A 13,263-nucleotide genomic window follows, 5' to 3' on the forward strand; every position below is an offset into this window, starting at 1 on the left:
GCTCAGCCTGAATTCGCGAAGGACCACTCAATGTCGAACGCCACCGTTGACCTCGTCTGCGGCCCGGCCGACCCCCTCCCGGGGTCAGAGCAGAGCTACCGGCTCACCGGTCTGCTCGGCTCGGGCGGCCAGGCCGACGTGTACCAGGCGGTGCGCGTGTCGGCCGGCGTCTCCTCCGCGCCCCTGACCGTCAAGGTCTTCCGGCCCAACCCGCAGGACACCCGCGAGCACCAGTTCCGCTCGTGGGACAAGGGCGACGCCGTCCTCATGGACCTCCACTCGCGGGGTGTCGGCTCGATCTGCCGCCGCATCGACGCCTTCTACGGCCGCGCCCCCCACCCGGCCGGGCGGCCCCCGCAGGGCGACCCGATGCCGTTCCAGGTCCTCGAGTACCTTCCCGGGCACGACCTGCGGCAGCTCCTGTCGCAGCGGCTCGGCCGCGTCGACGCCGCCCGGACCCTCCGCTCGGTCGTCGAGGTCATGAACGCGATGCACCACCCGCCAGTCGGCGCCCACCCGGTCCTGCACATGGACCTCAAGCCCGCCAACGTGATCATCGGCCCCGACGGGTCCGCGAAGGTCATCGACTTCACCGGCGCCCGCTACTACACGCCCGCGCACCTGACGACGATCGCGTACACCCGCGAGACCGCCGGGCCCGAGGCCCACCAGGGCACCGTCGGCCCCGCCTACGACGTGCACGGCTTCGGCTCGATCGCGTTCTACCTCGTCACGGGCGCGACCGCCCGCACGGACTCGCCCGGGCACGAGCAGAGCGTCCCGTGGGCGCGCCTGCGCCGCCACCCCGTCCTCGAGTCGAACCCGCGCCTGCGCGACCTGCTCACGGCCCCGCTCGACGACAACCCCGAGAACCGGCCCCGCACCGAAGAGCTGCCGCGCTGGATCAACGAGCTCGTCTCGGTGGTGTCCCGCTCGAACCTGCCCGACCTCGGCGTCGACTGGGTCCCCGTCGGCAGCGCCGCGGCGGCGGACGCGACGCGGCGCATCGGCGCGCCCGCCGACGACCGGACCCGCCGCATGGTCCCGGCCGCGATGCCCCCGATCCCGCAGACCCAGGTCGTCCCGCAGCCGCCGGTGAACGGCACCCGCGTCATGGACGCCTCCGCCGCGCCGGCGCCGGGCCCGGACAAGCCGATCGCCGGCCGCGTCCGCGTCCCCGAGCAGGGTGCGTTCTCGCCGGGCCGCTCCGCCGGCCCCGAGGAGCCGCGCGGCCCGCTGCCGCGGCTGCGCCTCGCCACCGACCCCGAGGAGCCCAGCGAGCGCGACCTCGAGAAGCAGCACCGGGCCCCGCTGCTCGGCCCGCCCGGATCGCTCGCCAAGGGCTTCGAGCTGTCGGTGATCGGCGGCCTGTTCTCGCTCATCATGTGGCTGCTGCGGACCGTCACCTCCGGGATGCAGTCGCTCGACACCCAGGTCCTGAGCTACCTGTTCGTGCTCGCCGTCGCCGTCGGCCTGTTCTTCCTGGTCCGCATCTCCGGCGGCATCCTGTGGGGCCGCTGGCTGCACGCCAAGCGCAAGACCGCCCGCCTGGCCCACCTCGCCGTCGGCATCTTCCTGTTCATGGTCGGCATCGACTACCTCGGGGAGCTCAACTGGAGCTTCCTCGATTTCGACTTCAGCTGGTTCGACGGCATTTCAGACTTCTTCGGACAGTGACACCCCGTCCGAATAGCGATGAAACCGGCCGAATTCTTGTAGTTCTCCATTGATCTTCGAGAATTTCTCCAGCGCTCTCGAACCGATCCCACCTACGATTCCGGTAATCAGTGCCGCCGAAGCTTGCCTGAGCTTTCCGAATTCGGCGGTGCAACCAACTCGGGCGGACGACGCGTCTAGCTGACGACAGATCCCCCTGGATACCGGAAAGGCATTGAGATGACCGCAGTGACATCGGTCGGTGCCGCAGCTCTCAGTCCTGAGCAGCGAGAAGCCTTCGATCGGGACGGCTACATCATGATCCGCGGCGCCCTCGACGCCGACGAGATCAAGCGGTGCTCGGACGCCCTCGACAGGGTCTACGAAATCGAGAAGGCGGCAGGGCGGCTCAGCCCCGAAGGTGCGATGCACCGCCTCGACGCCGTCACTTCCTGCCCGGAACTCGCGTTCCTCCTCAACCATCCCCGGACCTTCCACTATGTGTGGTCGATCCTCGGATGGAACTTCCACGTCTACCACTCCCACGTGGACAAGCACCCGCCCATCGAGGGCAAGCGGCCGTTCCGCTTCGAATGGCACCAGGACGGCGGCCGCCAGAACCGCGAGACCGAGACCGACCCGCGCCCGCGCCTGTCGGTCAAGCTCGCCTACTTCTTCACCGACCTTTCCGAGGAGGGCCGTGGCAACACCAAGATCGTGCCCGGCTCCCACAAGTGGAACCGCATCGACGGGCCGCCGCGCCGCGACATGGAGTGGCCCGACCCCGAAGGCGCCATCGAGGTCACCGGCAACGCCGGCGACGTCTTGTTCTTCGACCGCCGCATCTGGCACGCCCGCAGCGACAACTACTCGGACCTGACCCGCAAGGTCGCGTTCTTCGGGTTCACGCCGCGCTGGATCCGCGCCCGCGACCTCGTCGACGACCTGCCGAACCAGCCGTGGTGGAACGACCTCGACCCGGTCCAGCAGCAGATGCTCGGCGGGCACATGCCCACCGGCGACCACGGCTGGGGCCACTATCCGAAGGAGACGCCGCTGTACAACTGGCTGGCCGAGCGTGACCTCCTCGACCCGTCGTACCCGCCGCTGCGCCCGTAACGGCCCGGACATGGCAGTCTGATCGCATGAGTCACGACGACCTCGCCCGCGACATCTTCAACCGCTCGCACCTGACCGGGGAGTTCACGCTCCGGTCCGGGGTGGTCGCGCACGAGTACTTCGACAAGTACCTGTTCGAGTCCGACCCGGTCCTGCTGCGGCGCATCGCCGAGGCGCTCGCGCCGCTGGTGCCCGCGCACGGCGTGGACGCGCTGGCGGGCCTGGAGACCGGCGGCATCCCGATCGCGGTGATGCTGTCGCAGGTGACGGGCCTGCCGGCCCTGTTCGTGCGCAAGGAGGCCAAGACGTACGGCACGTGCCGGCTGGCCGAGGGCGGCGAGGTCGACGGCCGGCGGCTGTTCATCGTGGAGGACGTCGTCACCTCGGGCGGCGCGGTCCTCGACGCGGTCGGCGAGCTGCGCACCCGCGGCGCGATCGTCGAGCGGGGCGTGTGCGTCATCGACCGCGAGTCGGGCGGGTTGAAGAACCTGGCCGACATCGGGATCGAGCTCCAGGCCCTGTTCACCATGACGGAGCTGAAGGCCGCCGGAGCGAAGTAGACGGCGAGCGGAGGGGCCGGGCGCGTCAGCGCCCGGCCCCTCCGGCGTCTCATGCGGCCCGGCTCACCCGGCCCGCCTCACTGGCTCGCCTCACTGGCCCGCCTCGCTGGCCCGTCTCACCTTGCCCAGAGCCAGATCTCGGAGCCCTTCGGGTGCTCGCTGCCGGCGTCCAGGGACTGGTCGAACACCGTCCCGGTGAACCAGATCTGCGCGGTCTTCACCGTGAACCCGAGGGATTCGAGCTCCTCGGTGGCCTCCTCGATGTCCATGCCGACCACGTCGGGGACCTCGACCGGCTCGGGCCCGTCGCTGACGACGAGGCCGACCTCGTCGCCCGGCCCGGCCGGCGCGGCGGCCGCCGGGTCCTGCTCGATGACCGACCCTTCGGGGATCGTGTCGCTGTGCCGGCGCGTCACGTCGCCGACGACGAGGCCCTCGGCCTCCAAGGCGGCGGCCGCGTCGGCTTCGGAGAGCCCGACCACGTCGGGGACGTTCAGCGGCGGGAACCCGTCGGAGACGTACACGGTCACCGGCGTCCCGGCCTTGACCTCCTCGCCCGCGGGCGGGTCGGTCCGGGTCACCTGGCCGGCGCCGAAGTCGACGCTGTACTCGTGCACGACGGTGACCTCGGCGTCGAAGGCCGCGAGCGCCGCCCGCGCGTCCTCCTCGCTCTTCCCGGCGAGCTCGGGCACCGGGTACCGCTCGGGCCCCAGCGAGACCACCACGGTGATGGTCGCGCCCTGCCGGATCCGGTCGCCCACCTCGGGGTCCTGCGAGACGACCTCGCCGATCGGCACCGAGGCGCTGTAGTCCTCGACGAGCTCGACGTCGAAGCCCCGCTCCTCGGCGTACGCCTCGACGGTCTCGGCCGTCTGGTCGAGCAGCGACGGCGTCGAGGTGTACCGGCCGATCCCGATCCACCAGCCGGCGGCCGCGACGGAGACGAAGAGGGCCGCGAGCGCCGCGAGCGTGGCCAGCGCCTTCCAGTTCCGCCTCGGCTTCGGGTGGTCGACGACCATCGTGGTCTGGACGGCCCGGGTCGGCCGCGGCACCTGCCCGGTGGTGCCGGGGACGTGCCGCAGGTCGACGGCCTGGAGCCGCCGCAGGAACGCGCCGGCGTCGACCGGCCGCGCGCCGGGGCGCCGGGCGGCCGCGGACGCGACCAGCTCGGCCAGGCCCTCCGGCACGTCAGGGGCCTTGAGCTGCGGGGACGGGACATCCTCTTCGACGTGCCGCCGCGCGACCGCGGCCGCGTCGGGGCCGTCGAAGGGGACTTCGCCGGTGAGCAGCTCGTACAGCAGGATCGCGGTCGAGTAGACGTCGCTGGCGGTCGTCGCGGGCTTGCCGCCGACGAGCTCGGGGGCGACGTAGGCGGCGGTGGCGACGAGCGGCCCGGCGGTGTCGCGGTCGCCGTGGACGGCCTCGGCGAGGCCGAAGTCCACCACTTTGACGCGGTCGCCCCGGCCGCCGTTCTTGAGCAGGATGTTCTCGGGCTTGATGTCGCGGTGGACCAGGCCGGCGTCGTGGGCGGCCTGGAGGCCGTCGAGGAGCTGCGCGCACAGCTCCACGGCCTCCTCGATGCGCAGGCGCCGGCGCCGGTTGAGCAGGTCCCGCAGGGTCGTCCCGGGCACGTACTCCATGACGACGTACGGCAGCCCGTTGTAGATGCCCTGGTCGAAGACGGCCACGATGTTCGGGTGGGAGAGCCGGGCGATGGTGCGGGCCTCGTGCGTGAACGCCGTGAGGTCGAACCCGTGCGCGCGCCCGGCGGTGATCATCTTCACCGCGACGGTGCGGTCGAGCCGCTCGTCGTCGGCTTCGTAGACGTCCGCCATGCCGCCTTGGGCGATCAGCCGCTTGAGCCGGTAGCGCCCGTCGACGAGCGCACCGGTCAGGTCCCCGGTCGTCGTTGTCAACCCGCACCTCCTCCACACACCTGGTGACAGTGTAGGAGCACCGGGCCTGGTTTTCGGCCCGCAAGCCCGCCGAGTGCGCGCGCCTACAGGACGGGCCCTACAGGACTTCGGCGCCGGGGAAGACCGGCTTGTCGGGGGCGACGACGCCGAGCCGCTTCGTGGCTCGCGTGAGCGCCACGTACAGGTTCCGCAGCCCGGTGGCGGCGACCGCGTCCGGGTCGACCACGATGACGCTGTCGAACTCGAGCCCCTTGGCCTGCTTGACGGTGAGCACCGACGCGTCGGCGATCCCGGCCAGGCCCGCGGCCCGCTCGGCGGTCGTCACGACGGCGACCGAGCCCTCGCCGACGATCCGCTTCTCGGCCGCGACCTGCTCTTCCACGACCTCCTCGAGGTGCTCTCCGGCGACCTCGAGCCACGGCTCGTGGCCGGACTCGCGCACCGAGCGCGGCCGGGCCGCGTCGACGCCGATCGCGTCGAGCACGCGCACCGCGACGTTCATGATCTCCTTCGGCGTCCGGTAGGAGACCGTGAGCTGCTCGGCCCGCCAGTCCAGGCCCCAGCCGCCGAAGACCTCGGCCCAGCTCGAGGGCGCGGCCGGGCCCGCGGCCTGCGCGAGGTCGCCGGCCACCGTGAACGACCGGGTGACGCAGCGGCGCAGCAGCGCCCGCCACTCCATCGGCGACAGCTCCTGCGCCTCGTCGACGATGACGTGCCCGAAGATCCACCGGCGGTCCGCCGCGGCCCGCTCGGCCACCGACACGAACCGCTCGTCGACCTGCCGCTCGCCGAGCCAGAACTCGTCGATGACGTCGGTCGCCTGGAGCAGCTCGGACTCCTCGTCCTCGAAGTCGAACGACGCCGAGCCCTGGGCGATGGTGAGCACGTCCTGCGCGTAGGCGATCTGCTCGGCGCTGGGGCCGCCGGCGCGCTGGCCGCGCTCGATCTCGCCGAGGTGCTCGGCGGCCTCGTCGAGCAGCGCCACGTCCGCCTCGCTCCAGCCGCCCGGCTTCCGGTGCAGGAGCGCGCGCTCCTCGGGCTTGAGCACGGCCGCGGCGGAGGCGATCCGCTCAGGCGAGGCGAACAGGTCCTCCAGCAGCTCCTCGGCCGTCAGTTCGGGCCACAGTTCCTCGATCTGGCGCCGGATGACCGGGTCGGAGGCGATCTCGACCGCGAAGTGGGCGCGGTCCTCCAGGCCCATGAGGTTCTCGCCGCCGAGCGGGTCTTCGCCGATGATGTCGGCGTACTGGGTCGCGAGGTCGGCGATGACCCGCTTGTGGAAGGTCTCGCGGGCTTCGTTGTGGGTCAGGCCGGTCTCGCGGGCGACGTCGCGCGCGGCGGTGATCTTCTCGGGCCGCAGCCACAGCTCCTGGCCCTCGAAGTCGACCGGCAGCGGCTCGCGCGGCACGACCTGGCGGTCGGCGACGGCGCTGGCGATGACCCCGGCCATGACGGCGCGGCCCTTGAGCGCCGCGGCGGCCTCGGTCTCGGGCCGGTCGGCGACGATCCCGGGCACGAGCTGGGAGGGCGTGCGCAGCAGGACGTCGGTCTCGGCGAGCCCGGGCAGGACCTCGGAGATGTACCGCAGGAACTGCTTGCCGGGGCCGATGATGAGCACGCCCTGGCGCTTGAGCCGCTCGCGGTGCTCGTACAGCAGGTAGGCGGCGCGGTGGAGCGCGACGGCGGTCTTGCCGGTGCCGGGGGCGCCGTCGACGATCATGACGCCCTCCAGGGGCGCCCGGATGATCCGGTCCTGCTCGGCCTGGATCGTGGCGACGATGTCCTTCATCGCGCCGGTCCGGGCCGCGTCGAGGGCCGCCATGAGCGCGCCTTCGGATCCGATCGTGGAACCGGAGTCGGCGGCCGCGTCGAGGTCGAGGACCTCGTCGTTCACCGAGCGGATGCGGCGGCCCTTGGTGTGCAGGTGGCGCCGGCGGCGCACGCCCGCGGGGGCCGCGGCGGTCGCCAGGTAGAACCGGCGGCCGGCGTCGCTGCGCCAGTCGACCAGGAGCTGCTCGCCGCCTTCGGCGTGGACGCCGATGCGCCCCAGGTACATCGGGGGTTCGCCGGCGTCGATGTAGTCGAGCCGCCCGAAGCACAGGCCCTCTTCGACCGCGTCGAGGAGGGCGATGCGGCGGCGGTACAGGAGCGTCTCGGCGTCCCGCTGCGAGCGCTCCTGGTCGTTCTCGACGTGCTTGCGGCCGGTCTCGGCGAGCCGCTCGGCGGCTTCGTCGCGGAGCCGGTCGACGCGGGCGTAGAGCCCGTCGAGGCGGATCTGCTCGGCCTTGACGGCCGGGGTGATGGCAGCGGACACGGCTCTCCTCGGATACGGAGCGGATGGATTGGGGGCGCAGACGGCGCGCCGAGCGTCGCGCACTGCCGATGGACGGCTCGCTGATCCGCCGAGCGGTGCCGATCGCAGTGGAACTGATCAACCTTACCGCCGCCCGGGCGCCTCCGTCTCGTCCTGGAACCGGACCCGGTCTCGGTCACGCCTCTGCAACGGTCATTTGACCAGCTCTATGCACGCCACTATGGTTAGCCCGAAATGTGCCCGAACACTGCGTGACTGGAGCGAACGATCCATGGTGAGAGAGAACTGGGGGTCGAGGCTGGGGTTCATCCTCGCCGCCATCGGCTCGGCGGTCGGACTCGGCAACATCTGGCGCTTCCCCGGCGTCGCTTACGAGAACGGCGGCGGGGCGTTCCTCGTGCCCTACCTCGTGGCCCTGACGACCGCGGGCATCCCGCTGCTGATCATGGAGTTCACGATCGGCCGCCGCTACAAGGGGTCCGCCCCGGTCGCGTTCCGGCGGGTGAACCGGAACGCCGAGGCGATCGGCTGGTGGCAGGTGGCGATCTCGATCGTCATCGCCGTCTACTACGCCGCGATCATCGCCTGGGCCGGCTGGTACGGCTGGTTCTCGATCTCGCAGCAGTGGGGCGAGGACCCGAGCACCTTCCTCATCGCCGACTTCCTGCAGGACAGCGGCGGCTTCGGCGACTTCGGCTCGTGGCTGCCCGACATCGGCATCGCCATGCTCGCGGTCTGGGCGTTCACGCTCGTGGTCATCGGCGCGGGCGTCAAGAAGGGCATCGAGACCACCAGCAAGGTGTTCATCCCGCTGCTGCTGGTCATGTTCGGCATCCTGGTCGTCCAGGCGCTCACCCTCGACGGCGCGGTGGAGGGGCTGAACGCCTTCTTCACGCCCGACTGGGAGGCCGTGCGCGAACCGGGCGTCTGGCTCGCCGCCTACGGCCAGATCTTCTTCTCGCTGTCGATCGGCTTCGGCATCATGATCACGTACGCCTCCTACCTCAAGCACAAGTCGGACATCACGACGTCGGCGTTCACGGTCGGCTTCGCGAACTCCTCGTTCGAGATCCTCGCGGGCATCGGCGTGTTCGCGGCGCTGGGCTTCATCGCGTTCGAGTCCGGCGTGCCCATCGCCGAGCAGTCGTACGCGGGCGTGGGCCTGGCGTTCATCGCCTTCCCGACGATCATCAACACGCTGCCGTACCTCGCCGGCCTGTTCGGCGTGCTGTTCTTCGCCTCGCTGGTGGTGGCCGGGTGGACCTCGATGGTGAGCATCGTGCAGGTCCCGGTGGCGGCCATGGAGGACCGCTTCGGCTGGGGCCGGGTCAAGGCCACCGCCGTCGTCGGCGGCGCCATGGCCGTCGTCTCGCTGGTCCTCCTGCCGACCGCGAGCGGCCTGATGTTCCTCGACGTCACCGACTACTTCATCAACCAGTTCGGCATCGTCGTGGCGGCACTGGTGAGCATCGTCGTGACCGTCTGGGTGCTGTGGCGCTGGAAGGAGCTGCGCGACGACGCGAACGCGACCTCGACGTTCAAGGTCGGCCCGATCTGGTTCGTGTGCCTCGGCGTCATCACGCCGGTGATGCTGGCGGGCATCCTGTACCTCAACGTCCGCGACCTGCTGGACGCCGTGCCGGGCCGCGAGGTCTACAACCAGTACCAGGCGTTCGGCTGGGCGCTCGCCGGAGGCGCCCTCGCGTTCGGCGTCGTGATGGCGCTGATCCTGCGCCGCAGGGACGTCCCGGCGATCGAGACCGAAGAGGAAGCGGAAGAAGTGGAGGCGACCCGATGAGCGCGAGTGCGATCACCATGATGATCATCGCGATCCTGGTCATCGGCGGGGGACTGCTCGTCTCCGCGACGGTGCTCATGACGCATCCGGACGAACCCGAGGACGACTGACCGTCCCGTTCCCGCGGCCGCACACGTTTCGTGTGCGGCCGCGGTCGTTCGTGTGCCGTTTCGTGCGAAACCGTGACGCTCTTCGGAAAAGGCCGGAAAACCGCGGCCGAGGCCCTTGTGTCGGTCGACACAAACTGTTAGGTTACTTTTTAATTGATGTCGTCGCAGGTAGGAAGTGTTGCGACATCGATGACAATCGCTACCGACCCGATCGACCCGACTTCGATGGGAGACGACGATGCGCACGTCGCGCAAGCTCATCCTGTCCATCGCCGGCGCCGCGACCCTCGCGGTCTCGGCCTCCATGGCCGCACTGGCCTGGGGGCACGGCTACACCTCCGACCCGCCCTCCCGCTCCGCGCTCTGCGCCGACGGCGAGGTCACGAACTGCGGGGCCATCTCCTATGAGCCCCAGAGCGTCGAGGGCCCCAAGGGCTTCCCCGCCGCCGGACCCGCCGACGGCGAGATCTGCTCCGCCGGCCACGACTCCTTCGCCGAACTCGACGACCCGCGCGGCGGCAACTGGCCCACCACCCCGGTGAGCGCCGGACCGAAGACCTTCACCTGGACCATGACCGCCAGGCACGCCACCGCCACGTTCGACTACTACATCACCAACGCGAACTACGACCCGGCGCAGCCGCTCACCCGCGACGACCTCGGGCTCACCCCGATCGCGTCGTTCCGCATGGGCGGCGCCCAACCCGACCACACCATGACCCACACCGTGACGCTCCCGGCCCGCACCGGGCAGCACCTGGTCCTCTCGGTGTGGAACATCGCCGACACCGCGAACGCCTTCTACTCCTGCATCGACGTCGACTTCGGCGGCGACGGCTCCGGGGACCCGACCGACCCGCCGACCTCAGGCGACCCCGGCGGCACCGGCTGCGACGCCCCCGCCTGGTCCTCCGGCTCGGTCTACACCGCCGGCGACGAGGTCACCCACGGCGCCGCCGCCTACCGCGCCGCCTGGTGGACGCAGGGCGAAACGCCCGGCACCACCGGCGAATGGGGAGTCTGGAGGCGGACCGCCACCTGCTGACCCTCCGCACAAGTCCACGGGCCGCCCGGCTCCTTCCCATCCCGGCGAAGTCTCCATGCTCCGCTTCGCCGAGCGGCCGGGCGGCCCGTGGCGCGCGTCTCCCTTGACAGCCGATCCGGAGCGCGGCTACCGTTGTCCCCGTCCTTGTTCCCGACGTTAGGCACTCACTTGAAGCTCTAGGTCGTAGACATCGCGCCAGCACGTCTCTGCGCACGTGCCCGGTGTGTCTTCGATCAAGAGGGTGCCCATTCCCGGGGAAATCGGGATATCCCCTTCTCGCCGCCCAGGCGCGATGTCTCTCATGTCGGTCCAGTTCCGCATCGCACCTGAGAGAAGGTCTCATGACCACCTTTATCAACGTCCAGCAGCTCCGCTTCGCCTGGCCCGAAGGCGAACGCGTCTTCGACGGCGTGGACGTCGTCTTCTCCGACGGGCGCACCGCCCTCGTCGGCGACAACGGCACCGGCAAGTCGACCCTGATGCGCCTGGTCGCCGGGGCCCTCGCCCCCGAGTCCGGGTCGATCACCGCGTCGGGCCTCATCGAGTACCTGCCGCAGGAGCTCCCGCTGCGCCTCGGGGACACCGTCGCCGACCTGCTCGGCATCGCCGAGAAGCAGCGGGCGCTGGCGGCCATCGAGGCCGGCGACCCGGGGGAGGAGCACTTCGCCGCCATCGGCGACGACTGGGACTTCCTCGACCGCTCGCGCGTCGCCCTGGACGAGCTCGGCCTCGACCACGTGGGCTTCGACCGGACCGTCGCGACCCTGTCCGGCGGTGAGTCGATGCTCGTGGGCCTGGCCGGCCGGCTCGTGCGCCGCCCGGACGTGCTCCTGCTCGACGAGCCGTCGAACAACCTCGACGCCTCCGCGCGCGCCCGCCTGTACCAGGCGATCCGCCGCTTCAACGGCACGCTCGTGGTCGTCAGCCACGACCGGGCGCTCCTGGAGCACGTCGACGCGGTCGCCGAGCTCTACAAGGGACGCATCCGCGTCTTCGACGGCGCCTACGGCTCCTACGAGGCGGTCATCGCCGCCGAGCAGGAGGCCGCGGCCCGCGCCGTGCGCGACGCCAAGCAGGACCTCACCCGCCAGCGGAAGGAGCTGGTCTCGACCCGCATCCAGAACGACAAGGGGGCGGCCGCGTGGAAGCGCGAGCGCGACCGCGGCGGGACGCCGAAGATCCTGCTCAACGGCAAGAAGAACGCCGGCGAGGTCTCGTCGGCGAAGATCCTGCTCGCGAAGCAGGAGGACGTCGCCGAGGCGCGCGAGCGGCTCGACGCGGCCGAGGAGGCCGTCCGCGACGACGGCGCGATCTCCGTGGACCTGCCCGAGACGAGCGTCTCGACGCACCGCGAGATCGCGGTCCTCAAGGGGCTCAAGGCGGGCGACCTGTACGGCGAGGGGCTGGGCCTGCACCTGCGCGGGCCCGAGCGGGTCGCGGTCACCGGCGACAACGGCTCGGGCAAGACCACGCTGCTGCGCGCGATCGCCGACGCGGCGCGCGTCCCGCACGGGTTCCTCACGCAGCGGCTGGAACTGCTCGACGAGGACGCGAGCGTCCTCGACAACGTCCGCGCCGCGGCCCCGGAGGCCGAGCAGTCGGTGCTGCGGACCCGCCTGGCCCGCTTCGGGATGCGGCGCGACGCGGTGTTCCAGCGGGTCGGCACGCTCTCGGGCGGCCAGCGGCTGCGGGCGGCGCTCGCCACCGTCCTCTCCTCGCAGCCCGCGCCGCAACTGCTCCTGCTCGACGAGCCGACGAACAACCTCGACATGTCCTCGATCCGCCAGCTCCAGCAGGCGCTGACGGCCTTTCAGGGCGCGCTCGTGGTCGTCAGCCACGACGAGGCGTTCCTCGACGGCCTCGGCCTGACCCGCCGGGTGGAGCTGGTGCGCGGCGAGGGCATCGTGACGGACGTGCCGGTGGCGGCCGCGGTCTGAGGCGGCGGTGAGCGGCCGGGTTCCGGACCTCCGGAGGCCGGCCGCTCACCCGTCGAGCCGCTGCGCCGGGCTCGGCCGTTCACCGGGTTCGCGGCGGCCCGCCGAGCAGCCGAGCCGCCGCGCGACCGACCGGGCCTGCCGTGCATTCAGCGGGCCTTCGGAGCCGGCACCCGTGGCGTGCTCGGCGGGGGGACACACGGGCGGGCGCCGGAATCCCGGCCGTGCGGCCGCGGCGGGCCGATACTGGGCGGGTTCGAGCGATCAACGAAGGAGCGCCAATGCCGTCCCACCGCGCCGCCGCCGTCGCGTCCGCAGCCGTCCTGCTGTTCCTGTCCGGTTGCGGGAGTGAGGAAGAGGACCCCGCCGACGCCTCCGGCGGCACGTGGACCGCGACGCTCGACCTCACCCCCGGATGGAGCGCGGCCGACCCGCGCGCCACAGGATCGGTCGACATCACCTCGACCGGTGAGACCTCGGTCCGCGTCACCGCCACGGGCCTGCGCCCGAGCACCGAGTACATGGCGCACGTCCACGACGGCGAGTGCGACGAGAACCCGCCCGGCGGCGGCCACTGGCTCGCCGACCCCGGCGGCGAGGACGCGGCCGGGAACATCATCGAGCTGTCCTTCACGACCTCCGAGTCCGGCGTCGGCTCGGCGACGGTCGGCAGCGACCTCGTCCTCGACGACCGCGCCGAGAGCTTCGTCGTCCACGCCCCCGACGCGCTGACCGCGGCCGAGGGCATCGCCGACAACCGGGTCCTCTGCGGCGACCTCGACGACGACTGACCCGCCCGAGGGGGCGGCTC

10 protein-coding genes are annotated in these 13,263 nt (G+C 71.5%); 8 read left to right on the forward strand and 2 right to left on the reverse strand.

From position 1 onward, the window contains the following. Window positions 1–30: 30 nt before the first annotated feature. The 3 genes from GFD30_RS01835 to pyrE all read left to right on the forward strand — a co-directional run bounded on the left by GFD30_RS01835 (window position 31) and on the right by pyrE (window position 3,335). Window positions 31–1,677 (forward strand): serine/threonine protein kinase, encoded by a 1,647-nt coding sequence (locus GFD30_RS01835; protein ID WP_153023533.1) that lies wholly within the window; start codon window positions 31–33, stop codon window positions 1,675–1,677. A gap of 219 nt (window positions 1,678–1,896) precedes the next feature. Beyond that, entirely contained in the window at window positions 1,897–2,775 is an 879-nt protein-coding gene (locus tag GFD30_RS01840) for a phytanoyl-CoA dioxygenase family protein (RefSeq protein ID WP_153023534.1), read from the forward strand. 26 nt (window positions 2,776–2,801) lie between these two features. Next, entirely contained in the window at window positions 2,802–3,335 is a 534-nt protein-coding gene (gene pyrE / locus GFD30_RS01845) for an orotate phosphoribosyltransferase (RefSeq protein WP_153023535.1), read from the forward strand. A 116-nt stretch (window positions 3,336–3,451) separates the two neighbouring features. Here the strand turns inward: pyrE and GFD30_RS01850 are convergent, their stop codons facing one another. Further along, complete coding sequence (locus tag GFD30_RS01850) at window positions 3,452–5,251, reverse strand: Stk1 family PASTA domain-containing Ser/Thr kinase (protein ID WP_153023536.1); 1,800 nt, start codon at window positions 5,249–5,251, stop codon at window positions 3,452–3,454. Window positions 5,252–5,348: 97 nt separating this feature from the next. Further along, window positions 5,349–7,565, reverse strand: coding sequence for a HelD family protein (locus GFD30_RS01855; RefSeq protein WP_322632835.1), 2,217 nt, complete (start codon window positions 7,563–7,565; stop codon window positions 5,349–5,351). 274 nt (window positions 7,566–7,839) lie between these two features. Here GFD30_RS01855 and GFD30_RS01860 point away from each other — a divergent pair, with 274 nt between their 5' ends. From GFD30_RS01860 to GFD30_RS01880, 5 genes are all read left to right on the forward strand, one after another. Further along, complete coding sequence (locus GFD30_RS01860; protein WP_322632836.1) at window positions 7,840–9,363, forward strand: sodium-dependent transporter; 1,524 nt, start codon at window positions 7,840–7,842, stop codon at window positions 9,361–9,363. Then, window positions 9,360–9,473: a methionine/alanine import family NSS transporter small subunit gene (locus GFD30_RS01865; protein ID WP_153023539.1), complete on the forward strand. Its 114-nt coding sequence runs from the start codon at window positions 9,360–9,362 to the stop codon at window positions 9,471–9,473. The genes GFD30_RS01860 and GFD30_RS01865 overlap by 4 nt, the downstream gene beginning before the upstream one ends. A gap of 238 nt (window positions 9,474–9,711) precedes the next feature. Continuing rightward, on the forward strand, window positions 9,712–10,518 hold the full coding sequence (locus tag GFD30_RS01870; RefSeq protein WP_153023540.1) for a lytic polysaccharide monooxygenase: 807 nt from the start codon (window positions 9,712–9,714) through the stop codon (window positions 10,516–10,518). Window positions 10,519–10,859: 341 nt separating this feature from the next. Beyond that, window positions 10,860–12,455, forward strand: a complete 1,596-nt coding sequence (locus GFD30_RS01875; RefSeq protein WP_153023541.1) for an ABC-F family ATP-binding cassette domain-containing protein — start codon at window positions 10,860–10,862, stop codon at window positions 12,453–12,455. A gap of 278 nt (window positions 12,456–12,733) precedes the next feature. Then, the gene (locus tag GFD30_RS01880; RefSeq protein WP_153023542.1) at window positions 12,734–13,243 is read left to right on the forward strand and encodes a superoxide dismutase family protein; all 510 of its coding nucleotides are present in this window, start codon (window positions 12,734–12,736) and stop codon (window positions 13,241–13,243) included. Window positions 13,244–13,263 lie beyond the last annotated feature (20 nt).

The sequence above is a fragment of the Glycomyces albidus genome, from assembly GCF_009451885.1.
GTDB lineage: Bacteria > Actinomycetota > Actinomycetes > Mycobacteriales > Micromonosporaceae > Glycomyces > Glycomyces albidus.

Excerpts from the sequence above, each read along its gene's own strand:
- GFD30_RS01835 (WP_153023533.1), top strand. The coding sequence starts at position 31 with ATGTCGAACGCCACCGTTGACCTCGTCTGCGGCCCGGCCGACCCCCTC.
- GFD30_RS01840 (WP_153023534.1), top strand. The coding sequence starts at position 1,897 with ATGACCGCAGTGACATCGGTCGGTGCCGCAGCTCTCAGTCCTGAGCAG.
- pyrE (WP_153023535.1), top strand. The coding sequence starts at position 2,802 with ATGAGTCACGACGACCTCGCCCGCGACATCTTCAACCGCTCGCACCTG.
- GFD30_RS01865 (WP_153023539.1), top strand. The coding sequence starts at position 9,360 with ATGAGCGCGAGTGCGATCACCATGATGATCATCGCGATCCTGGTCATC.
- GFD30_RS01870 (WP_153023540.1), top strand. The coding sequence starts at position 9,712 with ATGCGCACGTCGCGCAAGCTCATCCTGTCCATCGCCGGCGCCGCGACC.
- GFD30_RS01875 (WP_153023541.1), top strand. The coding sequence starts at position 10,860 with ATGACCACCTTTATCAACGTCCAGCAGCTCCGCTTCGCCTGGCCCGAA.
- GFD30_RS01880 (WP_153023542.1), top strand. The coding sequence starts at position 12,734 with ATGCCGTCCCACCGCGCCGCCGCCGTCGCGTCCGCAGCCGTCCTGCTG.